Raw genomic sequence first — 21699 nt, forward strand, 5'->3', positions numbered from 1 at the left:
CGCCGCTCATCCGATTGCGTGTGTTCAATGGCCGCGGGCCGCCACCACGGTCGGCTTGGACGTGCCGTTGCCACGAACCCATGGTTCGTTGCAACCGGTGATATCTTCCGCATTCCGGGCCGGGCGGCGCCTCCTGCGCTTCCCGCCGGCGTGCCAGATCAGGGACCACAGGTCATGGCGAAGGACGCGGCCGCGAAGGCCAAGGGGACCGAGCACCCCGACTACCACTTCATCAAGGTCGTGATGACGGACGGTACCGAGTACCGGACCCGTTCGACCTACGGGAAAGAGGGTGACACCCTCAACCTCGACATCGATCCGCTCACCCACCCGGCCTGGACGGGCGGCGAGCAGAAGATGCTCGATCGCGGCGGCCGCGTCTCGCGCTTCAACTCGCGGTTCGGCAACCTCGGCAAGCGCTGAGCACACGATGATTTTGCCGCGATGGGCGGCGTTTTGGCGGGCGGTCTCCTGGCGAGGCCGCCCGTTCTCGTTTGTACGGCCTAACCGACATCTACAAGATGTCCTGGCCGGCATGGTAAGAGGTTCCGATAGTCGCAGAAGTTTTGCTGCCGGTGATATGCTATTTTGAGTTGTTATATGCGTTCAGACTTAGGTCTTAATGCTTTTCTCATCATGAACTTGTATTGAAGCCGTGCATGCGACGTGCGGCGCGGCATGTCGTCTCCGCCGTGTCTGGTTTCCGGATGTCGAGGGACGGTTGAGGCCATGAGCGGAGGTCCGTCGACTGGCAATGTCGACCGCACCGACGTCGAGCACCGCATGTCGATCCGGAGGCCGGCCATAAGGGCGCCGCGCTACGCCTATCCGATTGCCGTCGCGGCGGTCCTCACGGCGCTGGTGGCACGCGCCGTCGTACAGCCCGGCCTTCCGTTCATCACATTCTACCCGGCCGTGATCCTGACCGCCTATTTCTGCGGGCTCGGTCCTGCGATCGTCTCGGCGCTCCTGTCCGGTCTGGCTGCGTGGCACTTCGTGCTGCCGTCCAACCTTCCGGCGACGGGGGGATCGTCGGCCGCCGTCGCCCTGGGGCTTTACGGCGCCGTCGTGGGCATCAACCTGATCCTCATCGACCGGGTGCAGCGAGCGGCGGCTGCCAACGCAGCGCTGGCCAAAACCGAGCGGAGACTTCGCCTCGAACTACAGCGCGAGACTGAACTGCGCGTCGCCAACGAGCAGCTTGCCGAGAAGACATTGCTCCTCGATCTTGCCCTGCAGGCCGCCGATGCCGGCACGTGGCGCTATTGCGTCCGGACCGGGCGGGCTCAGCTGTCGGAACGCATGGCGCGCCATAACGGGTTCGGGGATCGAGCCATCGAGATCGACGTCGAGCGGGATTGGCGTCCCCGCGTCCATCCCGAAGACGCGGATCGGACCCTCTTCGACCTACAGGCAGCCATCGCGGCGCGGACGAAATTCGTGACGGACTTCCGCGTCCTTCTGCCGAATGGCGGGGTGCGCTGGATCGCCGGATTAGGGCAGGTGGAGACTGATTCCGCTGGAACCGCGACCGAGGTCGTTGGCCTGAGCCTGGACATCACCGCTCGCAAGGAGGCGGAGGCGAAGATCGCCCATATGGCCTGCCACGATCCCCTCACAGGGCTCGCCAACCGTGCGCTGTTCGACACGCGTCTCCAAGAGGAGTTCGCCCGGATCCGTCGGCGCGGCGCCGCCTTCGCGCTCTTCTGCCTGGATCTCGACCGGTTCAAGGCCGTGAACGACACCCACGGACATCTGATCGGGGACGAGCTGCTCCGGATCGTCGCCGACCGCTTCCGTACCGCGATCCGCCTGGAAGACACGTTGGCCCGGATCGGCGGTGACGAGTTCGTGATCATCCAGACCGAGGCCAATCAGCCCGACAGCGCCGCTGTGCTCGCTGAGCGCCTGATCGCCGCCGTGCAGCGGCCGCTCGACATCGACGGGCGTCGACTGTCCGTCGGCCTCAGCATCGGGATTGCCCTGGCCCCAGCCTGTGGCGCGGATCCCCTGAGCCTCTACAACAGCGCGGATCGTGCCCTGTACAGTGCGAAGGCGGAGGGCCGAAACACCTTCCGATTCGCCGGCTGAGCGTCGAAGCCGTCAGCCCTCGCTCATCCGGAAGGCCATCCGCAGAAGACCCTGCTGCTGGGCCACCGGGCTCTCCACCGGAGCCGGCGTCGGACGATCCTCGGCGATCAGCGAATCGAGATGCAGGATTCGTGTGTGGAGGCGCCGCGCCCGCAGGATCAACTGCTGCAGGCGGACCGGCAGCTGGTTGAAATCGTTCGGCTTCGACGGCTCGCCGCTGCCGAGCTTGACTCGATGCTTCTCAAGCAGCGCTTCGGCCGGCGTCATCTCACCTTCGGCCACGGCGCGCTGCACGAGTAGCCAGGAGGCGATCTGCATCAGCAGGGTGGTGAGGCGCATGCTCTCGGCGGCGTAGCTCAAGGTCGCATCGCGGGAGATCAGGCGGGATTCGTCGCGACCCTCGCCGTCGAGGTAGGCCGCCGTCTCCTCGACGAGCGTCATCCCCTCGCGGAACAGCGTCTTGAAGGCATCCGAATTGACGTAGGACTTGCCGAAATCCACCCAGTCCCGGTCGTCCCGGAACGTGACATCGAAGCCGTTCATCCTGCCTCTCCTGTGCCGTCCGACGGCCCGGTCCGTCCGGATCTGGGACGCTGCGTCCTTGACTGTCCGACGACGCAGCAATCCTAGCGCCGATCGGCGGCAACATCAGGGTTCATCCTTTCTTAACCTTAATGAGCCGTCAGACGCCAATAAGGCCGCCATAATCGCGCGTCAGCGCTCGCGACCACGCCGCCGCCGGCACAGAGACAGGCCGCATCATCGCCGGCCAGCGACCGCATCCGGTTGGTTTCAAGGGACGCTATGGCATCAGCGCCACAGGCGCGGGTTCGTGCATGTTGCTCGGTTGCCGCATCGGGCCGGAGCGTGCGCTTGCGCACCCCGATGCCACAATCCGGCCCCTTCGATAGGGACTCTTAACGCCATCCCGACACCGTGGCGCACGAGACAATCCGCTCCCGTCACGACCTGACGAACTCCGGACCAGAGCCAGCGACCGATGCGCATGAAGGCACAAAACCGGTTCACCGCGCTGTTGAGCGTCGCCGCCCTCGGGGCGCTCGGCCTCGGCGCAGCCGAAGCCCGCGAGCAGGGCAACTACGCCCAGGCCGAGTGGGCGCAGGACTACGCCTCGCCCGCCGGGATGCAGGTGCAGCGCGAGACGGTTCCGATCCTCTCGCCCCAGACCGTGGCGGCGACCGAGCAGATGGTCGAGCGCTACAAGGACATCGTGGCCCGCGGCGGCTGGCGCCCGGTCTCCGGCGCCGATCACCTGCGGGTCGGTTCGCGCGGCCCGGCCGTGGCGGCGATCCGCCAGCGCCTCATCGTCACCGGCGACCTCGATCAGGCGGCCGGCGGTTCGGGCGTCTACGATTCCTATGTCGCGGCCGGCGTGAAGCGCTTCCAGGCCCGCCACGGCCTCAGCCAGACCGGCACGATGAGCCTCGCCACCCAGCAGGCCATGAACGTGCCCGCCGACGTGCGGCTGCGCCAGCTCGAGACCAACGTCGTCCGCCTGCGCTCCTACTCGGGCGATCTCGGCCGGCGCTTCGTGATCACCAATATCCCGGCCGCTCTGGTCGAGACGGTGGAGAACGGTCAGGTCGTCACCCTTCACGCCGCGGGCGTGGGCAAGATCGACCGGCAGTCGCCGATCATGAACACCAAGGCGACGCAGATCAATTTCAACCCCACCTGGACGGTCCCGGCTTCCATCGTGAAGAAGGACCTGATCCCGAAGATGCAGAAGGATCCGAACTACCTCACGGACAACAAGATCCGGATCCTGTCGAACGGCTCCGAGATCTCGCCGAAGTCTGTGAACTGGTTCTCCGACGAGGGCACCCGGTTCACCTACCGGCAGGATTCGGGCGCCGACTTCAACTCGATGGGCATCGTGCGCATCAACATCCCGAATCCCTACGGCGTCTTCATGCACGACACCAACACCAAGGGCGTGTTCGGCGACGACTTCCGCTTCATCTCCTCGGGCTGCGTCCGCGTCCAGAACGTGCGCGAGTACATCACGTGGCTCCTGAAGGATACGCCCGGCTGGGATCGCCAGAAGGTCGAGGAGGCGATCGAGAGCGGCAAGCGCGTCGACGCCAACATCGCCCAGCCGGTGCCGGTCTACTGGACCTACATCACCGCCTGGTCGACCCCAGACGGCCTCGTGCAATTCCGTGACGACATCTACAAGCGCGACGGGGTGAACGTGCCCTCCACCATCGGCGCTCCGACGCCTGTCGCCAGCGCCGAGCCGATGCCGCAGACCTTCGAGCCCGGCGACGAGGAGTAATCCCGCCTCAGACCCGCGAACGCGAAGGTCCCGAGGCCCGTACCTCCCGCCGAGGTGCGGGCCTCTCGCGTTTCAGGCGCTCGTGTCATCCGGCGGTCAAACACCTCTGCTTGGCCGCTGGGATCGTCGCCGCCGCATCGACAAGAGACCCCGCAGGCGATCGGTCCGGATGTCGAGCAGGAGCCCGCCCATGTCGCGAGAACCACAAATCGGCGACGCACGTCTGACCCGCCGGGCGACCGTCGCTGGCCTCGCCGGACTGGGGCTGGTCTCGGCTCGCGGCGTCGCGCAGGAGGCGGGGCAGGCCACCGGCATCGTCTTCGCCGCGGAGGCGGGCAGTACCGCGCGGACTCCCCTGCCAGGAGTGCTGATCTCAAACGGGCGCGAGGTCGCGCGCACCGACGACCAGGGTCGCTACCGCCTGCCGCTGCAGGGCGACGGCGCGATCTTCGTGATCAAGCCGCCCGGCTACGCTCTGCCCCGCGACGCCGACAACGTTCCGCGCCACACCTACATTTACCAGCCCGGCGGCACGCCGGCCGAACTCGGCCTTCGCTACGGGGGCGTCGCCCCCACCGGAAAGCTGCCGGCCTCGCTCGACTTCACCCTGACGCGGATCGACGAGCCCGCAGATTACGACGTTCTCCTGTTCACCGATCCGCAGCCCGAGAGCCGCTCCGAACTCGATCACGTGCGCGATACGGCGGTCGCCCGCGCGATGGCGATCCCGGCGGCCTTCGGCCTGACCACCGGCGACGTGCTGTTCGACGACCTGTCGCTCTATGGACGGTCGAACCGCATCGTCGGCCAGATCGGCCAGCCCTGGTACAGCCTGCCGGGCAACCACGACCTCAACATGCAGGCGCCGGATGCCCGCTACAGCCGCGAGACGTGGAAGCGGGTCTTCGGGTCGCCCACCTACGCGTTCCGGCAGGGGCGGGCATGGTTCGTCCTGCTCGACAACGTCGAGTGGCTGGGTCCACCGGTCCCGCTCGGCGCCAACACCTATCGCGGGCGTATCGGCGAGCGCGGCCTCGCCTTCCTCGGCAATCTGCTCGCCGAGATCCCGCGAGACGACCTGATCGTACTCGCCATGCACATCCCGCTCTTCACCGACACGACGCCTGACGACCCGCACGGGACGACGACCGATCGGGCCGCGCTCCTCGACCTGCTGGCGGGGCGCAAGGTGTTGAGCCTCGCGGGACACACCCACACCACCGAGCATCACTACCCGGCCGAGGGACACCACCACCACGTCCTCACGGCGGTCTCAGGCTCGTGGTGGAGCGGGCCCGACACGCGCACAGGCATCCCCTCGGCCGACAGTCGCGACGGCACGCCCAACGGCTTCCACGTGCTGTCGGTCCGGGGCGCCGACTACACCACGCGCTACGTCCCGGCGCAGGGTCAGCCGGACGGGACGATGCGCATCCTGTTCGAGAGCGAGGCGCGGGCCGGCGCGGTCGAGGTGATCCGTCACACCCGGCCGATGCAGGGCCTCCGGCCGCCCATCGCCCAGGACGCGCTGGCCGACACGACGCTGGTGGTCAACGTGTTCGACGGCGGCCCGCGGACGCAGCTCTCGGCCCGGATCGGCGACCGCGCCCCGCAGCCGCTGGCCCGCACCCGCCGCCTCGATCCCTTCGTCACCGAGCTTTTCCAGCGCTATCCGGAGACGAAGAAGAGTTGGGTCCAGGCGATACCCTCGACCCACATCTGGACGGCGCGGCTGCCGGATGACCTCGCGCCGGGCGTCCACCGCGTCACGGTCGAGGGGACCGACGAGTACGGCCGCCCGATCCGCGGCTGCGCCGTGCTGGAGGTGGCGGGCGCACGCGGCTGACGCACGGGCGCCGAGCGGCGCCCGCGCCCTGACGGTCAGGCCGCCAGCTGGCGTGCGCCGTGGCCGCCTTCCTGGATTTCCTCGATAACCTTCGCGCAGAAGGCGTCGAGGTCGCCGGGATTGCGGCTGGTGACGATGCCTTGGTCGGTGACGACCTCCTTGTCGTGCCAGCGTCCGCCCGCGTTAATCACGTCGGTGCGGATCGAACTGAACGACGTCAGGTCGCGGCCCTTGGCCGCGCCGGCCTCGATGAGCAGCCAAGGCGCGTGGCAGATCGCGGCCACCACCTTGCCGGAGGTCAGGAAACTTCTGATGACGGCGAGAGCCTCGGGCTCGAGGCGCAGCTTGTCCGGATTGATCTGACCGCCGGGCAGCACCAGCGCGTCGTAGGCCGACGGATCGACCTGCTCCAAGTCGGTGTCCACCCCGACCTCCTTGCCCCAGTCGGTCTTGTCCCAGCCGCGGATCGTGCCCTTGCTCTGGCGTGATTGCGGGGCCGCCACGGTGACCTTGGCCCCCGCCGCGGACAGCTTGGATTGCGGAACGATGAGTTCGCTCTCCTCGAAGCCGTCGGTGGCGAGGATCAGGATCTTGGCTTGGCGGATGTCGGGCATGGCAGGGCTCCGTGTTGCGGTCTGCCCGGCTAACGGGAGGTGGATCGCGCCGTTCCGCCCGACGCGCGTTGGATGTTGCCGCGCCGCGGTTCAGTTCGCGGAACCCCGAAAGGCGCGGTTTGTTGGTCCGTATCCCCACCCATCAGGAGTCGCGTCATGGCCAATCCCGGCCTTCCCGAGCCTACGCCCGGAGACCTGCCGCCCCCGCCCACGCCGCCCGATGAAGAGCCGGACATCGGCCCGACGGGCCCGCGCACACCCTATCCGGTGAACGATCCCGGCATCGGCGAACCGGGCGGTCCGGGCTCCGAGCCCGACATCTTCCCGGGTACGCCGACCGATCCGGGAACGCGGATGTAATCTTTGTCTGTCAGTGCCCGCCGTGCGATGTGCGGACGTCGCGCGGCGCGTTGAGGATTTCGGAGAGGCTCGTCACCACGTGACGGGCCTCTTCGTCCGTCAGCCGCAACTGGAACGGTGGCAGGGCGCCAGCCTGCAGGGCGACGACGGCCTGTCCCTCATCGTCTGTCCCGATCTCGATCGCCGAGGACGTCACGTCGAGCATCGCGATCTCCTCGTCGCCCATCTCGTCCGGCATATCGGGCTCGTCGGTGTCGTCGATCGCCGTGAGGAGCTGACCCACGGCGCGCACGAGCGCGCGCGCGGCGCGGGCATCCATCACCACCGCCGTCGCCTGATCGTCCTTCTGGAAGGAGAGCTGGATGTTCGCACCGTCCAGCGAGACCGAAATGCCTGCCATGTATCGTCCAGAGCCACGCGCCGTAACTGTTTGAGCGCATTCCGTATATGCATCGTGAAGGCCGAAAATCACAGGGGGCGCCGCGCTCCGGCCGCGCCGCGCCGCGCGCATGCGACGCCAATGATACGCCGCCGACGCCTTGTTGCGGCCGCAGCCTGCGCCTAAATAGGTCCCGGGGGGCTTCCCCACCGAGGCTGACGCTCTTCAGGTTCAGCGCCTCGCGCCCCGCCACACTGGCCAAATCCAGAAAGACCGTGGTGCATCACGCGGCCCTCGTGCCGCGCGGATGGCCTATGGACGAATGAGGTACACTACGTGAATACCGGCACTGTGAAGTGGTTCAACGAGACTAAGGGCTACGGTTTCATCCAGCCCGACGACGGCGGCAAGGACGTGTTCGTTCACATCTCGGCCGTCGAGCGCGCCGGGATGCGCAACCTGATCGAAGGTCAGCGGATCACTTACGAGATCCTCACCGACAAGCGCAGCGGCAAGGACGCTGCCGGCAACCTGCAGGCGGCGTGACCGACCTTCAGGTCTGAAGGGCCCCACGGGACGCCCGCTGTGCCGCCGTGCATGGAGGGCGTCTTCCGAAGCGGAAGACCCGAACGGGGTCCTGAACCGGCCGCTTGAAGCGGTTCCCCCTTCCGACGCTTCCCCGCGGGCGACATCGTCTGGGGTCGGTTGCGCCGGAGGCAATATCCTAGAAACGACGCCGGACGGCACGAACGTCCGGTTCAGAAAAGAAAAGACTTTACCTATGTTGTTCGAATACACGCGGCGCCGCGGCGTCCGCTCTCCCGTCACCGATGCGCCGACCTTCCGGGTCGGCAAGCTCGCACGGGCCAAGACCGCAGATCAGACCGGTGTCGACATGAGCCACATGATCGACCGGTCCTACAACTACCACTCTCCGCGGGAACTTCACTGGCATCTCGCCGAGCGGCTCGGACTCGCGCCCGCCGCGGTGAAGCTCCGCGACGCGACGGCGGCCTGAACACCGCCGGGTCGTCCTGAAGCCATCTCAGCGGCCCCAGGCCGTCAGAACCGGATCGCGGAGGGCCGTGGACGCGGCGAGCAACTCGCCGTGAACCGGATCGGGACGATTATAGCGGGTCGCCTCGCCGTCGAACCCGCACACGATCCCGCCCGCTTCGCGCAGGACCAAGTCTGCGGCGGCGAGATCCCAATCCCGGGCATGGCCCGAAATCATTCCGATATCCACGGTTCCCTCCGCCACCCGGGCGAGACGGAGGGCGAGGGACGGGATCCGCGTGATCACCTCGAAATCAGGATCTGATCCGGCACCCCGGGTCAGCCGGTCGAGCATCGGCTTGGGACCGGTGATCCGGGCACCCGCGAGGCTCTGCCGGGCATCGACCCGGATCGTCTCGCCGTTCCGGGTCGCGCCGCGCCCGCGCACGGCCTCGTAATCCGCGTCGCCCACCGGCGCGTGGACGAAGCCGATCAGCGGCTGGCCGCCGGCGAGCAGCGCCACCGCGATCGACCAATCGGGATGCCCCGACAGGAAGGCCCGGGTCCCGTCGATCGGATCGACGATCCAGACGAGATCGTGCCCGATCCGCGCCGGATCGTCGGCAGTTTCCTCGGACAGCCAGGCCGCCTGCGGCACGAGGGCGCTGAGACGAACCTTCAGGAAGGCATCGACCGCGACGTCGGCCTCTGTCACCGGCGAGCCGCCGGCCTTCGACCAGATGCGTGCCGAGGTCTGTCCGCCGAGCCTGAAGAACGGCCGCGCGATGTCGGCGGCCTCGCGCATCACGGCGCGCAGCTCCGGCATCAGGGCAGACACGTCCGAGTCGGTGAGAAGGTCCGGCATCGCGCTCCGCGTGGAATCCGTCAGGCCCGCGCGGGCCTCGTTGCGCCGTCCGTCCGTCGGCTCGGACGACCGGGCCCGCTCGGGCTGGGGAGACCGGGCGGTCGCACGGATCGCGGGCGGTCATCCCGTTGTACGGTGCCGCCCGCAGCGCCACAAGGAGTCTGGGTTGATCGATCGATAATGATCGATCTGAGCAAGGAAGTGTTGAGCATTCAAGGAAGCATTGAGCATTCCGCAAATGACAGCGCCGTCCAGATTCGCTTAACGACGGCTCTTAAGCGGTGCGGAGGAGTTCGGGTGCGATTTTGCTTGGCATAACGGACGGCCCGACAGGGGTCGCCACTTGCTCCAGGGACTCGGACAGATGAACACTTCCCCGATCACGGACGAACCTCGCGCAGGACACTTGATGCTTGGTGCAGAAGGCGCGCTCTGCTTCACCGCCTCCCCGCTGCTCGTGGTCGGCCGGATCCCCGGCGCCCGCCGGGCCGCCGGCGTCGCCCTTGCCTACGCGGCCGAGGATGCGGAGATCACCGGGGCCGACCGGTTCAGCCTGATCATGGTCGATGCCGAGGGCGACGAAGTGCAGCGCCTCGGCAGCTTCGACGAGGACGACGTGGTGGCGGTGTGGCGGGACATCGCGGCCCGCGCCGGCCTCGTGCGGATGATCGTCCGGGAGGACGGGGCCCTCGTTCCAGTCTGCCAGCAGATCGGGCGTCTGGTTCTCGGGCAGGTGCGCATGCGGCGGCGTCATGCCGGCCTCGGGCGCCGTCGCCCTCGCTTCCTCACCCGGCGCAAGACTGGCCGCCTGCCGGCGCGTCCGCAGATCCACCGCGGTGAGAACGAGATCATCGCCCGCAACTGAAGCCGCCAGGATAGTCAGGAACGCGGTCAGGAGAGCCCGCGCAAAAGCGCGTCCGTGGCCAGACCCGCGAACAGAATGAGTCCCGCATCCCGGTTCGAGCGGAACAGTGTCAGCGCCCCGCGTCCGTCCCGGTCCCGCAGCGACAGGGCCTGCCAGGCGAGATGGGCCGCAAAGGCCGCGACGCCCAGGTAGCCGACGACGCCCGCCCCGGCCCCCCGGGCCGCCAGCAGCACCAGGATCGCCGCGAGGGCGTAGCAGGTGCCGACCGCCAGTTTGACATGCCGGCCGAACAGGCGGGCCGAGGAGCGGATCCCGGCGATCTCGTCGTCTTCGATGTCCTGCACGGCGTAGATCGTGTCGTATCCGATCACCCAGCACAGCGCACCCGCGTAAAGCAGCAGGGCCGGCGCATCGAGGCGAGCGAACACCGCCGCCCAGCCCATCAGCGCCCCCCAGGCAAAGGCCAGGCCCAGGACCGCCTGCGGCAGCGGCATGATGCGCTTCATGAACGGGTAGATCGCCACCGGTACCAGCGAGCACAGCCCGACCAGGATCGCGTCCCCGTTGAACTGCAGGAGCACCGCGAGTCCCACCAGGGCCTGGACCACGAGGAAGAGGGCGGCGTGGCGCGGCCGCACCTGTCCGGAGGGGAGGGGGCGCTGGCGGGTCCGCTCGACCTGCGCGTCGAGGTCGCGGTCGGCGAGGTCGTTGTAGGTCGAGCCCGCGCCGCGCATCGCCACCGCCCCGATCAGGAACAGGAGGCAGTGCCAGGGATCGGGGAAGGGCTGCTCCGCCCGGATCGCCGCAAGCGCAGACGACCACCAGCAGGGCAGGAGAAGCAGCCACCAGCCGATCGGCCTGTCGATGCGCGCGAGCCTCAGGTACGGCCGCCAGGAGCGCGGAGCGAACCGGTCGACCCAGTGCCCGGATACGGCGTCGGCCGGCCGCCCGTCGTCGATCGCCGTGCCGCTCATCGGTCGGATCTCCGGTCGTCCCGCACGTCTGCCCCGCTCCCCGTCGAAGAGGGGATCCGCGCCGGATCCGCGATCCTCTCAGACGCTCCTACAACGCGCCCTGCGGCAGCTTGAAGCTGCCGGTCAAGCCCGGGCCGCCGAGAAGGCCGCCACCGCCGCCGTTCTGCGCCTGGGCACGGGCCTGCGCCTCCATCTTGGTCGCCTGGGCCGCCACGCTGCAGATCTTGGTGCGGATGCCGCTGACCTTCACGTGGTCGGCCTTGAAGCCCTCCGCGAAGGAATCGGGGATCGAGCACCATTCCTTGTTGGCGGTGATCCACTTGATGCCCTCGGCGCCGTTGGCCTGGAGCTTGCCGAACAGCGCACAGGCCTCCTGCGGGGTCATCTTCTTCTTAGACTGCGAGGCCGTGTTGGCGCGGCCGACCAGCGCCTTGCGCTCGGCCAGGGTCTTCTGGATGGCGCCGCATTCCGGCGCCGCGCCCTGCGCGAAGGCCGCAGACCCGAACAGGACGGTGCCGATCAGCACCGTGGTCCCCAGAGCCACGCTCCCCTTTGCCATTCCACGACTCCCTCGACGCTCTGCCGAATCCGCGGACGGCCGGCTCACTTCCGTTCTCCTGGGTTCGCCATAGGAATGTGGCGTCAATCGAGCGGCAAACCGGTAGGGCGCGGCGACTGTGCGCGTGCGACGGAAAAGCGACGCTCGTAATCTTTTGGCAACACTTTTCGCGGGCGGCCGCGCGTTGACAGGCGGTCCACGCCGCGCGACCACGCCCGCATGCCGGCCTACGACTTCACCGCTCCGCGCCTCTTCGTGGCGGCCGACCTCGCGGCGGGCATAACTCTGCCCCTCGAACGGGCGCAGGCGAACTACCTGCTCAACGTCCTGCGCAAGGGGCCCGACGACCCCGTGCTGATCTTCAACGGCCGGGACGGCGAGTGGCGGGCGCACCTCGTCCAGACCGGCCGGAAGGGCGCCGACCTCCACGTCGCCGCGCGGACGCGACCACAGACGCCGCGCGCCGATCTGCACTACCTGTTCGCGCCCCTGAAGAGCGCGCGCCTGGATTACGTGGCCCAGAAAGCCGTCGAGATGGGCGCGGGAACGATCCGCCCGGTGATCACCCGGTTCACGCAGGGCGATCGGGTCAACCTGGACCGGCTGCGCGCCAACGCGATCGAAGCCGCCGAGCAGTGCGGCATCCTGGCGATTCCCGAATGCCCGGAACCCGAGCGGCTGCCGAGGGTCCTGACGGATCTCGCGCCGGAGCGCCTTCTGGTCTTCTGCGACGAGGATGCACCAGTGCGCGATCCCGTTCGGGCCCTGTCCGCTGCGGCTGATCCGATGGCGCCGCCGCCGCTCGCCGTGCTGGTGGGGCCGGAGGGCGGCTTCTCCGAGGAGGAGCGGGCGCTGATCCGGGCCCGGCCCAACACCGTGGCGCTGTCCCTCGGACCCCGGATCCTGCGGGCCGATACCGCCGCCGTCACGGTGCTGGCGCTGGTCCAAGCCGTCTTGGGCGACGCGCGCTGACGGCTGCGGCCCGTGCATCGATGTGTGCCGGCGCACATCAAGATCTCGGTCGGTGCGATTGTTTCCCCGGATCGGACGTGAAGCGGGCCGCCGTCCACGGGAGTCGCGTTGTGGGTTCCCGGCGCCTCCATTATGTCCTCCACGGACGCCGCCTGCGCCGCGCGCTGATCGGGGTCGGGGGCGGGTGTCCGTCCGGACCCCGTTCGCAGGGAGGGGGTGAACCGGGCGGACCCGCCGGAGCACTCCGGCGCGCTCTCATCCCAGGCTTTGAGACAGACGCACGGGCAGGCAGCGCATGGCGCGCGACAGCAACGACACCACGCCGCTCACCACGCGCGCCGAACTGATCGACTGGTTCGCCGCGGGCGAGAAGCCGCGCGACCGCTTCGCGATCGGTACCGAGCACGAGAAGATCCCGTTCTATCGCGCGGACCGGACGCCCGTGCCGTATGACGGCGCGCACGGCATCCGTGCCCTGCTGGAAGGCCTCGCCCGCGAGACCGGCTGGGAGCCGATCCTCGACCTCGGCAACATCATCGGCCTGTCGGCGGAGGAGGGTGGGGCGATCTCGATCGAGCCCGGCGGCCAGTTCGAGCTCTCCGGCGCGGCGCTCTCCGACGTCCACGCGACCGCTGCCGAACTCGCCACGCATCTGGCGGCAACGAAGCGGGTGGCCGACTCCCTGGGGATCGGATTCCTGACGCTGGGCATGAGCCCGCGATGGCGCCGTGACGAGACGCCGGTGATGCCCAAGAGCCGCTACCGGATCATGGCGGGCTACATGCCGAAGGTCGGATCGCTCGGCCTCGACATGATGCTCCGGACCGCCACCGTGCAGGTGAACCTCGACTTCGCCTCCGAGGCCGACATGGTCCGCAAGATGCGCGCGTCACTGGCGCTGCAGCCGGTGGCGACCGCGCTCTTCGCCAACTCACCCTTCACCGACGGCCGGCCCAACGGGTTCCTGTCGCGCCGCTCCGAGATCTGGCGCGACACCGACGGCGACCGCACCGGGATGCTGCCCTTCGCGTTCGAGGCCGGGTTCGGCTACGAGGCCTATGTCGACTGGCTGCTCGACATGCCAATGTACTTCGTGAAGCGCGGCGACACCTATCACGACGTCTCGGGCGCCTCATTCCGCGACCTCATGGCCGGCAAGCTACCGCAGCTCCCGGGCGAGTACGCGACCGTGTCTGACTGGGCCAATCACGCCTCCACGGCCTTCCCGGAGGTGCGCCTGAAGCGCTTCCTGGAGATGCGTGGCTCGGATGTCGGCGATCCCGGCATGATCGCCGCTCAGGCTGCCTTCTGGACCGGGCTGCTCTACGACGAATCGGCTCTCGATGCCGCCCTCGACCTGGTGAAGGGCTGGAGCCCGGCGAACCGCGAGGCCGCGCGGGCGACCGCCCCGCGGCTCGGGCTCGCGACCCCGGTGGCGAACACAACCCTCGGCGCCGTCGCCGCCGAGGCCCTGGCCATCGCCCGGTCGGGCCTGCGGGCGCGCGGGCGCCGCGATGCCGAGGGGCGCGACGAGACGGTCTACCTCCAGTCCCTCGAAGCGATCGTCGCCGCCGGACGGACGCGGGCCGAGGATCTGCTCGCCGACTACGAGGGCCGCTGGGGCTCCTGCGTCCGCGCCGCCTTCTCGGACTGCGTGTTCTGACCGACGCCTGATCGGCTCGCCGTCCAGGCAGCGAATCTCCTACGCCGCGTGCTATTGGAACGTTCCGAATCGATTGCACGTCCGGAAGACACGACCCATGGCCCGCATCCCCGCCGCCATCCTGGCCGGCCTGACAGGCCTCGTCCTGAGCACTGGAACCCCTTTGGCCGCCGATCCGCCGTACTACGGTCCTTCGGCGCGCGGGTCCGTCGGCGCACCGCTGCATCAGGGGCGGGGTGCGGTCGGGTTCGTCCCGGGACGGCCGCGTTACAGCTATTATGGCGAGTACCAGTACCCGGTGCCGTTCGGGTACGGATACGCCTATGCGCCGGTCGTGCGACCGGGCTTCGAGTACGGCTATAATGGCCCGCGCTACGTCTGGTCGGCACCCGATTGGTATTACGGCCCGGCCTTCGGCTATTCCGTGTGGTGAGCCGGCCACGGCCGAGCCCGCGTCGAAGGCGACCGGGGCTCTCGGACCGGCGCGCGAGAGGTTCTGGTGGCCGACGATCCTGACAGCGTCGATCTCGACCTCAGCGGCCTCAAATGTCCTCTCCCCGTCCTGCGCGCCCGCAAGGCCCTGCGGCGCCTTCCGGCCGGCCGGACCCTCGTGGTCACCTGCACGGATCCGATGGCGATGATCGACATCCCGAACCTCGTGCGCGAGGAGGGCGCCCGGCTCGACGGGGCGGAGCGGTCCGGCGATCGCCTGCGCTTCCGCATCACCGCCTCCGCGAAGCCGCCGCATTCCTGAACGATCCCGGAGGCTCGCGAAGGTGAGGTGGGAACGGCATGGCACCACGGATCGGGGGCGTGCGCCTCGTGCACGAAGGCTGGGCGCGCTATCTCGTGGCCGAGGTGATGCAGGATGACGGCACCCGCATGTCGCGGGAGATCGAGGATCATGGCCGTGCGGTGGCGGTGCTCCCCTACGATCCGGACCGGCGCGTTGCCACCCTCGTCTCGCAGTTCCGCGCGCCGGTCCTCTATGCGGGCGGGCCGCCGAGCCATGTCGAGGTCCCGGCAGGGCTTTTGGATGAGGGCGCGCCCGAGGACGAGGTGCGGCGCGAGGCGATGGAAGAGACGGGCCTGCGCCTGACCCAACTCGAATTCGTCGTCAGCGCCTGGTCGATGCCGGGCATCTCCACCGAGCGGATGGACCTGTTCCTTGCCGCGTACGGCGCGGCCGACCGCACCGGTATGGGCGGCGGCTTGGCGGCGGAGGGCGAGGCCGTCGCCGTGCACGAGATCCCGCTGCCGGAACTCGCCGCCATGAGCCGACGGGGCGCGCTCACCGACATGAAGTCGCTGACCTTGCTGTTCGCGCTGCAGTTGCGGCGGCCCGACCTATTCGCCGACAGGGGCTGAGGCTACCTGCCCCAGCGCGCCACGCGATCACGGGCCACGATGCCGACGAACCGCCAGGACTTGATGAAGTAGCGGCGGAACAGCCGGCGCGGCGCCTGCAGGAAGCGGAAGACCCATTCGAGCCCGAGCCGCTGCAGCACGCCCGGTGCGCGGGACATGCATCCCGCCGCCACGTTTAGTGCGTCGCCGACGCAGAACACCACCGGATCGCCGAGGTGGGCCCGATGCCGGTCGACCCAGATCTCGGACTTGGGAGCGCCGACCGCCATGACCAGCAGCGTCGTGTTGTGCGCGCGGATCCGCTCGATCAAGGCGTGGCTGTAATCCGGATCGGCCTCGAACCCGAAGGGCGGCACCACGCTGGTCACCGACCCGGCCGGCAGCCCGCCGGCCTGGAGGCGGTCGCTCAAGGCGTCCGCCGCATCCTGCCGGGAAGCGACGAAGAAGATCCGTCCCGCGAAGGCGGGCGGGTCGGCGAGGATGCAGGCCAGGAGATCGTGGCCGGTCACCCGATGGACCGGTCGGCGGGATGCCCGGCGGGCCAACCAGACCAGGGGCATCCCGTCGAGGGTGCGCGCTGCCGCACGGGCATAGGCGCCGCGGAAATCGGCGTTCTCGCCGAGCTGGACGATGTGATCGACGTTGGCCGTCACGATCATGCGGGGTCCGTCGCCGGACCCGGCCGCCACCGCGGCCACCACCGTGGCGGCGTCTGCGGTCTGGAACCGCAGGCCGAACAGCTCGACGGTCGCGCTCGCCTCCGCGGAGCCGGAGGCGAGGGGGAGTGGCATGGGCAATCGCACGGTACACACCTCCCGACCGAGCGTTTCCCCCGCATCCAGGCCGAAGCCGAAGTTCCCGAGATCACGCATCGGCGGCCCGGAAGCTGGCGGCCGGTCGCGTGGCGGCGCGCCGCGTGCGGCGGCGGTCCCGGTCGGCACCCAGCACCAGGGCGATGGCGCCACCCAGCAGCAGGCCCAGCACGAGTGCCAGCGGCAGGACGATCTTCGGCGACGGCGGGAAGGTCCGCTGGCGCGCGGGCGTCGCCACCGAGATGACCCGGACGTTGGTGGTGTTCAGCCGTTCCTGCTCGCTCGCCTCACGGGCGCGCTTCAGATAGGCCTCGTAGACGCCGCGGCGCGAGTCGAGCGTCCGCTCCAGCTCGCGCAGGCCGACATAGGCCCGGTCGCTGGTCGTCGTCTCGGTCTTCACCCGGTCGAGGTTCGCCCGGATCGCCGCCTCGCTGGCGGCGGCGCGGTCGTAATCCTTCTGCGTGGTCTCGATGATCCGCTCCTTCTCGCGCTGGATCAGGCGCTGGAGGTCGCGCTGCTGGGCGTATTGCTCGGCCATGGCCGGATGACGCTCGCCCAGCCGGGTCGCGAGTTCGGCGGTGTTCCGCGACAGCGTGGCGTATTGCTGGCGCAGGGCCTGCATCTCGAGGGATTGCAGCATCTCGGGCAGGGCCGTGCTGGGATCCGACGAGCGCATCCTCCGGGCCTGATCGAGGCGGGACTTCGCCTCCGCGGTCTTGATGGAGGCGGTGACGAGCTGCTGGTTCAGGTCGCCGAGCTGCTGGTCGGTGAGCAGCCGACCGCTGGAGGCCACGAGCTTGTGGTCTTCCCGATAGCGCACGACCGCGCTCTCGGCCTCCTCGACGTCGCGCTTCAGGCTGGCGAGGCGGCCGGCCAGGGCGTCCGAGGCGCGGCGGGCGGTGTCGGTCCGGGCGGCGGCCTCCTCGGCGAAGTAGGCGTCACCGATGGCGTTGGCAATCTGCGCGGCCTTCTCGGGATCCCGGGACTGCACCGCCACGTCGATCACGAAGGTCCGCTCGGCCCGGCGGACGCTGAGCCGGTTCTGGAGCGTGTCGAGGGCGATGTTGACCGGATCCCGGCTGGCGGCCGGCGGCAGCATGCCGAGCGCGCCCTTCACGGCGTTGACGACCGGGTTATTCCCGTCCGGCTGCACGAACTCGTCATCCTGATCGAGGTGCAGCTTCGCGATGACCCGGCGCAGGACGTTGTCCGACTGGATCACCCGCACTTGGCTCTCGGCGATGGAGACGCCGCTGTCGGCCTGCGGCTGACGGGCGTTCACGTCGTTCTCGACGACCCGCAGGTCGCTCGGGTCCACCAGGATCTGGATGCTGGAGGTGTAACGCGGGGGCAGAAGGCCCAGCAGCGCCACAGCGGCGGCCACCATGAACAGCCCGCCGAGGACAATGAAACCGCTGCCGCGCCACAGCCGCCGCAGGATCACGCGCGGTTCCGTCCGCGGCGACGTCTGCGGCAGGACCATGCGGACGGGCTGCTCACCGCTCATTCGTGTCGAGAAGTCGAACATACGCCTCGCTCCCTGACCTGTCGGGGCGGATCGGACCGCCCACCGCCGCCATCCGGAGCTGTTCCGCTTCTGACCGGCTTCGTGCCGATCCGGGACAGCTTTCGGGTCGCAGCGATGTCTTCTCCAACAGTCCAGCAATCGGCATACCGGACAAGAACTCTCGGCTTGATGCGGTGCCCGGTAGCAGGAAACCCACAGTTAACGCTAACTGACTTCGCTCCAATTGTCGCGGCTTTAAGGCAAAATTAACCGTGTTCTCACCGCGAACTACGTACCAGGTCTCACGCGATCCCGTTTGCTGCCACGATCGACCCGACAGCCGCGTAGGCCGCTCCGTCGCCGGATAGAAACCGCTGGAAGCGCTGCCCATCGTCGGCCGCCATCGCGTTCCAGCGCGCCACGTTGCTCCGGCTCCGCTCGGCCGCGCCGATCAGGCCCCCTCCGGCGATCCAGGCCGCGAGGGCATCGGCGGCGGTCTCCGGATCCTCAGGACGGACCAGCAGACCGGAGGTGCCCAGCACCTCCCGGAACACGGGATCGTCCGGCGCGGCGACCGGCAGGCCGCCGTGCTGCACCTCCAGCATCGGGAGGCCGAGGCCCTCAGCCTTCGAGGTCGAGACCAGGAGGTGGCACGAGGCGACGAGGCTTCGCAGTTCGGCATCGGACAGGTAGCCGTGCCGGTGCAGGAAGTCCGGCGGAGCCTGCAGGAAGTCGTGCCGCCCCCATCCGACCCGGCCCACGAGGTGCAGCTCCGCCGGGATGCCGGCCCGGTTCAGGGCCGCCGTCAAGGCGAGGGCGGCCGGATAGTTCTTGCGCGGCTCGATCGTCCCGATGGCGAGCAGCCGGAGCGCTTGGCCGTGGCCGTAAGGCGCCGGTCCGGGCAGGTCGCCGAGGCCGAATGCGTCGCGCACGGTCGGCCGCAGCAGGGCGACGCGGGCGCGCCGCGCGCAGACCGCCCGCACCGCCTCGCCGGTGGTGCGGCTGTTGACGAACAGGTTCGGACACCAGCGCAGGGCGAATGCGAAGCTCGGGCTCATGTAGACCCGGCTGCGCAGGCTCAGATCCGCCTTCCGGTCGAGCAGAAACGTGTCGTGCACGTAGAGGAGGCAGCGCGCGGCCGCGAGCGCGCAGAGCGGTCCCGGCGGGAAGCCGGGGAACAGGAGGAGTGCGTCCCGATCCCGGAGCGCCCGCAGGGGCAGCGTGAGATGCTGCGCGATGGTCATGCCCAGCAGCGATCGGCTGGTCACCGGCCGGATCTGGTGAGGGCCGAGTTTGTCGGGGGCGAACAGATCGAGGGTGACCCGCTCGATTCCGGTGACGTGGCCGCGCAGGTGGGTCTGGTCGAGATAGATCCTGCGCGTCACGCCGGCCTGAGACGCGGCTGGCCCGTTGGGGTCGCGCCTCATGGGGCGCTCCGCCGGAGACGCCCGGCGAGGTAGAGGCAGCGGCGCACGAAGAGCGGCATCCGGCGGCCGAGCACCATCTGCTTGGCCCGCCGCAGCCGGCGGACGAGTCGCGGCGAGGCCGCCGGGACAGTGCCGGCCGCGCCCCGCCGCTGCTCGGCCGCGAAGGGAAAGTGACCGAGCATCGCCGGCGCGAAGGTGAGGGGCGCCGCCGCATCCAGAAGCCCGCGCCTTCGGAGTATCGCGTCGAGCGACAGGGCGGCGGCGGCCGGACTGTAGCGGCTCTCCAGGGTGATGCGCGCGAAGGCGCCGAGGCGCACCCGCGCATCCGCATCCGCGACCAGATCCGCCAGGGCTTCGGCAAGGGCTCCGGGCCGCACCGGCACGAGCCGGCCGGACACGCCGTCGATCACCGCGGAGGTCAGGCCCGACGTGCGATAGGCCAGGGTCGGCACGCCGCAGAGGCCGGCCTCGATAGGCGTCTGGCCCAGGGTCTCGTGGCGGCTCGCCGTGACGTGGAGATCGCAGGCGCCGTACCAGGCGGCCAAGGTCTCCTCGTCGCCGATAAGGCCGGGCGCGAACAGGTCCGGGACGCCGAGCCGGGACGGATCATCGAGCCGGCCGATCGCCACCACGGCGACGCCCGGCCGCGCCACGGCCCGGAGCGCGTCGCGCAGATCCGAGAAGCCTTTGTCGGGACCATCGACGATCACTGCCGAGATCAGGATCAGCACGCCGTCTCCCGGCAGGCCGAGCTGGCGGCGCAGGGCGGTGCGGTCGCCCGGCCGAAACACGGCGGTCGGGAAGGCGAGCTGGACCCGCTCCGCGCCTGCGCCGGTCGGCGCGAGGTCCCGGGCGCGCGCCAGAGTCCAGTCGGAATTGGCGAGCAGCCACGGTGCCCCGGATCCGGCCAGGGTCGCACGCTTGCGGACATGCATGCCGGCGATCCGCTTCGGGGCGAGCTGCGGGTACTCGTCCGGTCCGGGACAGGCGGCATCGCAGCCGGTCCGGGCGCGGCCGCAATCCCGGGGGTGCGCGCATCGTCCGGTGAGCGGGAACAGGTCGTGCAGGACGAGCGCGACCGGACCACGACGGGCGAGGCGGTCGACCACATCGAGGCTGCGGGTCGCCCCGTGCAGATTGCCGGCCAGGACTAGGTCGGGCGCGGCGGCCGCGATCGCCGCTTCGGCCTGGGGGAAGCGGTCGGTCCACTCGGCGGCCTCGGGACGCCGGCTCAGGGCGATCTCGGTGACGCGGTGGCCGGTCAGCATCAGCGCCTCGGCGAGCCGCCTCTGGGCGACGCCAGCGCCCCCCTGCGTGCCGGTTCCTGTGAGCGACACGATCGACAATCCCGATGGCAGGGGAGCTGCTTCCGCCGTCAGCCTGTGGAGCAGCACCGGGCGCCCGATATGCGACCGCATGATCTCCGGGATCGCCGACCAGGCGACGGCCGCATGCAGCATCCCCTCGGGGTCGAGCTGCGCGCGCAGGTGCTCCCGGGCCCAGAGCACCGCGCCGCCGGGGAAGGTCCCCGTTCCCGGGCCGTCGAGGGCGCGGACTGCGGCATCGAACAGGATGCGCAGGCCGGCGACCGCGGAGGCGCCGGTCAGGGCGGCCTCCAGCGCCAAGGCGGTGAGCGCGCCGGGGGCGAGGAGGTCGCCCGCGCGGAGCCAGAGCAGGTGATCGATGTCGGGATCCGCCAGCGTCCGCTCCACGGCCGCGCGGCCGGTCGCGGGAGCCAGGATGTCGTGGCGGAGTTCCGGATAGTCCTGGCGCAGGACCGACGCGACAGTCCCGGCGAGGTCCGCCCCGTCTCCGGCCACGGTGATCACGCGGATTCGCGGCCACGGGCGGCCGTCGGGAAGGGATGCGGGCCGGGCGGGCGTGGCGGCTCGCGGCCCGAATGGCCAGTCGGCGATGCCGTGCGCGGGTGGCGACAGGCGTGCGGTCACGGCGATATCGGTGGCGGATCGAACGTCATGCACGGCGCGAGCCTGGCCGCGAAAGTTGAAGATTGCCTCTCCGGCCGCCGAAGCCTCATGCTGCTTCGCCCTCCCTTTGCCCGGGTACGCCCTCCTCGCGAGCTCCGGGGAAGGGCATCGGCC

Annotated in this window: 23 protein-coding genes; 13 read left to right on the forward strand and 10 right to left on the reverse strand. The window is 69.6% G+C overall.

Annotated features, from left to right (window positions below; translation table 11 throughout):
* Positions 1 to 174: 174 nt before the first annotated feature.
* Both rpmE and ACLBX9_RS13505 read left to right on the forward strand, forming a co-directional pair.
* Entirely contained in the window at positions 175 to 423 is a 249-nt protein-coding gene (gene rpmE, locus ACLBX9_RS13500) for a 50S ribosomal protein L31 (RefSeq protein ID WP_010682778.1), read from the forward strand.
* A gap of 306 nt (positions 424 to 729) precedes the next feature.
* Complete coding sequence (locus tag ACLBX9_RS13505) at positions 730 to 2091, forward strand: diguanylate cyclase domain-containing protein (protein ID WP_447719291.1); 1362 nt, start codon at positions 730 to 732, stop codon at positions 2089 to 2091.
* Positions 2092 to 2103: 12 nt separating this feature from the next.
* Here the strand turns inward: ACLBX9_RS13505 and rcdA are convergent, their stop codons facing one another.
* Entirely contained in the window at positions 2104 to 2634 is a 531-nt protein-coding gene (gene rcdA, locus ACLBX9_RS13510) for a protease adaptor protein RcdA (RefSeq protein ID WP_447719292.1), read from the reverse strand.
* 457 nt (positions 2635 to 3091) lie between these two features.
* On the opposite strand from rcdA, the gene ACLBX9_RS13515 reads away from it, so the two are divergent.
* Positions 3092 to 4390, forward strand: a complete 1299-nt coding sequence (locus tag ACLBX9_RS13515) for a L,D-transpeptidase family protein (RefSeq protein ID WP_010682781.1) — start codon at positions 3092 to 3094, stop codon at positions 4388 to 4390.
* A 190-nt stretch (positions 4391 to 4580) separates the two neighbouring features.
* On the forward strand, positions 4581 to 6236 hold the full coding sequence (locus ACLBX9_RS13520; RefSeq protein WP_447719293.1) for a calcineurin-like phosphoesterase C-terminal domain-containing protein: 1656 nt from the start codon (positions 4581 to 4583) through the stop codon (positions 6234 to 6236).
* Positions 6237 to 6271: 35 nt separating this feature from the next.
* Here ACLBX9_RS13520 and ACLBX9_RS13525 read toward each other — a convergent pair whose 3' ends face one another.
* Positions 6272 to 6850, reverse strand: coding sequence for a type 1 glutamine amidotransferase domain-containing protein (locus tag ACLBX9_RS13525; protein ID WP_010682783.1), 579 nt, complete (start codon positions 6848 to 6850; stop codon positions 6272 to 6274).
* Between the two features lie 156 nt (positions 6851 to 7006).
* Between ACLBX9_RS13525 and ACLBX9_RS13530 the strand changes: the two genes are divergently transcribed.
* Positions 7007 to 7210: a hypothetical protein gene (locus ACLBX9_RS13530; RefSeq protein ID WP_010682784.1), complete on the forward strand. Its 204-nt coding sequence runs from the start codon at positions 7007 to 7009 to the stop codon at positions 7208 to 7210.
* 10 nt (positions 7211 to 7220) lie between these two features.
* Here ACLBX9_RS13530 and ACLBX9_RS13535 read toward each other — a convergent pair whose 3' ends face one another.
* On the reverse strand, positions 7221 to 7610 hold the full coding sequence (locus tag ACLBX9_RS13535) for a hypothetical protein (protein WP_039892377.1): 390 nt from the start codon (positions 7608 to 7610) through the stop codon (positions 7221 to 7223).
* A gap of 315 nt (positions 7611 to 7925) precedes the next feature.
* Between ACLBX9_RS13535 and ACLBX9_RS13540 the strand changes: the two genes are divergently transcribed.
* Positions 7926 to 8135, forward strand: coding sequence for a cold-shock protein (locus tag ACLBX9_RS13540; protein ID WP_010682786.1), 210 nt, complete (start codon positions 7926 to 7928; stop codon positions 8133 to 8135).
* Positions 8136 to 8370: 235 nt separating this feature from the next.
* The gene (locus ACLBX9_RS13545) at positions 8371 to 8607 is read left to right on the forward strand and encodes an AsnC family transcriptional regulator (RefSeq protein ID WP_447719294.1); all 237 of its coding nucleotides are present in this window, start codon (positions 8371 to 8373) and stop codon (positions 8605 to 8607) included.
* A gap of 27 nt (positions 8608 to 8634) precedes the next feature.
* On the opposite strand, the gene ACLBX9_RS13550 is transcribed toward ACLBX9_RS13545, so the two are convergent.
* Positions 8635 to 9450, reverse strand: coding sequence for an inositol monophosphatase family protein (locus ACLBX9_RS13550; RefSeq protein ID WP_447719295.1), 816 nt, complete (start codon positions 9448 to 9450; stop codon positions 8635 to 8637).
* 409 nt (positions 9451 to 9859) lie between these two features.
* On the opposite strand from ACLBX9_RS13550, the gene ACLBX9_RS13555 reads away from it, so the two are divergent.
* A complete protein-coding gene (locus ACLBX9_RS13555) occupies positions 9860 to 10315 on the forward strand; it encodes a DUF6101 family protein (RefSeq protein ID WP_447719296.1) in 456 nt (151 codons plus the stop codon).
* A 26-nt stretch (positions 10316 to 10341) separates the two neighbouring features.
* On the opposite strand, the gene ubiA is transcribed toward ACLBX9_RS13555, so the two are convergent.
* Positions 10342 to 11289, reverse strand: a complete 948-nt coding sequence (ubiA, locus tag ACLBX9_RS13560; protein ID WP_447719297.1) for a 4-hydroxybenzoate octaprenyltransferase — start codon at positions 11287 to 11289, stop codon at positions 10342 to 10344.
* Between the two features lie 88 nt (positions 11290 to 11377).
* The gene (locus tag ACLBX9_RS13565) at positions 11378 to 11848 is read right to left on the reverse strand and encodes a hypothetical protein (protein WP_010682791.1); all 471 of its coding nucleotides are present in this window, start codon (positions 11846 to 11848) and stop codon (positions 11378 to 11380) included.
* 219 nt (positions 11849 to 12067) lie between these two features.
* Here ACLBX9_RS13565 and ACLBX9_RS13570 point away from each other — a divergent pair, with 219 nt between their 5' ends.
* The 5 genes from ACLBX9_RS13570 to ACLBX9_RS13590 all read left to right on the forward strand — a co-directional run bounded on the left by ACLBX9_RS13570 (position 12068) and on the right by ACLBX9_RS13590 (position 15851).
* Positions 12068 to 12820: a 16S rRNA (uracil(1498)-N(3))-methyltransferase gene (locus ACLBX9_RS13570; protein WP_447719298.1), complete on the forward strand. Its 753-nt coding sequence runs from the start codon at positions 12068 to 12070 to the stop codon at positions 12818 to 12820.
* A 295-nt stretch (positions 12821 to 13115) separates the two neighbouring features.
* On the forward strand, positions 13116 to 14483 hold the full coding sequence (locus ACLBX9_RS13575; RefSeq protein ID WP_447719299.1) for a glutamate--cysteine ligase: 1368 nt from the start codon (positions 13116 to 13118) through the stop codon (positions 14481 to 14483).
* A 97-nt stretch (positions 14484 to 14580) separates the two neighbouring features.
* Entirely contained in the window at positions 14581 to 14916 is a 336-nt protein-coding gene (locus ACLBX9_RS13580) for a hypothetical protein (protein WP_447719300.1), read from the forward strand.
* A 66-nt stretch (positions 14917 to 14982) separates the two neighbouring features.
* Positions 14983 to 15237, forward strand: a complete 255-nt coding sequence (locus ACLBX9_RS13585) for a sulfurtransferase TusA family protein (RefSeq protein WP_010682795.1) — start codon at positions 14983 to 14985, stop codon at positions 15235 to 15237.
* Between the two features lie 38 nt (positions 15238 to 15275).
* Positions 15276 to 15851 carry an NUDIX domain-containing protein gene (locus ACLBX9_RS13590; protein WP_447719301.1) on the forward strand — a complete coding sequence of 192 codons (576 nt, stop codon included), beginning with the start codon at positions 15276 to 15278 and terminating at the stop codon, positions 15849 to 15851.
* A 2-nt stretch (positions 15852 to 15853) separates the two neighbouring features.
* On the opposite strand, the gene ACLBX9_RS13595 is transcribed toward ACLBX9_RS13590, so the two are convergent.
* The 4 genes from ACLBX9_RS13595 to ACLBX9_RS13610 form a co-directional block, all read right to left on the reverse strand.
* On the reverse strand, positions 15854 to 16642 hold the full coding sequence (locus ACLBX9_RS13595) for a WecB/TagA/CpsF family glycosyltransferase (RefSeq protein WP_447719302.1): 789 nt from the start codon (positions 16640 to 16642) through the stop codon (positions 15854 to 15856).
* A 73-nt stretch (positions 16643 to 16715) separates the two neighbouring features.
* The gene (locus ACLBX9_RS13600; RefSeq protein WP_447719303.1) at positions 16716 to 18191 is read right to left on the reverse strand and encodes a GumC family protein; all 1476 of its coding nucleotides are present in this window, start codon (positions 18189 to 18191) and stop codon (positions 16716 to 16718) included.
* Between the two features lie 281 nt (positions 18192 to 18472).
* The gene (locus ACLBX9_RS13605; protein WP_010682799.1) at positions 18473 to 19597 is read right to left on the reverse strand and encodes a glycosyltransferase; all 1125 of its coding nucleotides are present in this window, start codon (positions 19595 to 19597) and stop codon (positions 18473 to 18475) included.
* A complete protein-coding gene (locus ACLBX9_RS13610) occupies positions 19594 to 21546 on the reverse strand; it encodes a glycosyltransferase (RefSeq protein WP_244625648.1) in 1953 nt (650 codons plus the stop codon). Before ACLBX9_RS13610 ends, ACLBX9_RS13605 begins: the two co-directional genes overlap by 4 nt.
* Positions 21547 to 21699 lie beyond the last annotated feature (153 nt).

This window comes from Methylobacterium sp. A49B (assembly GCF_053346215.1).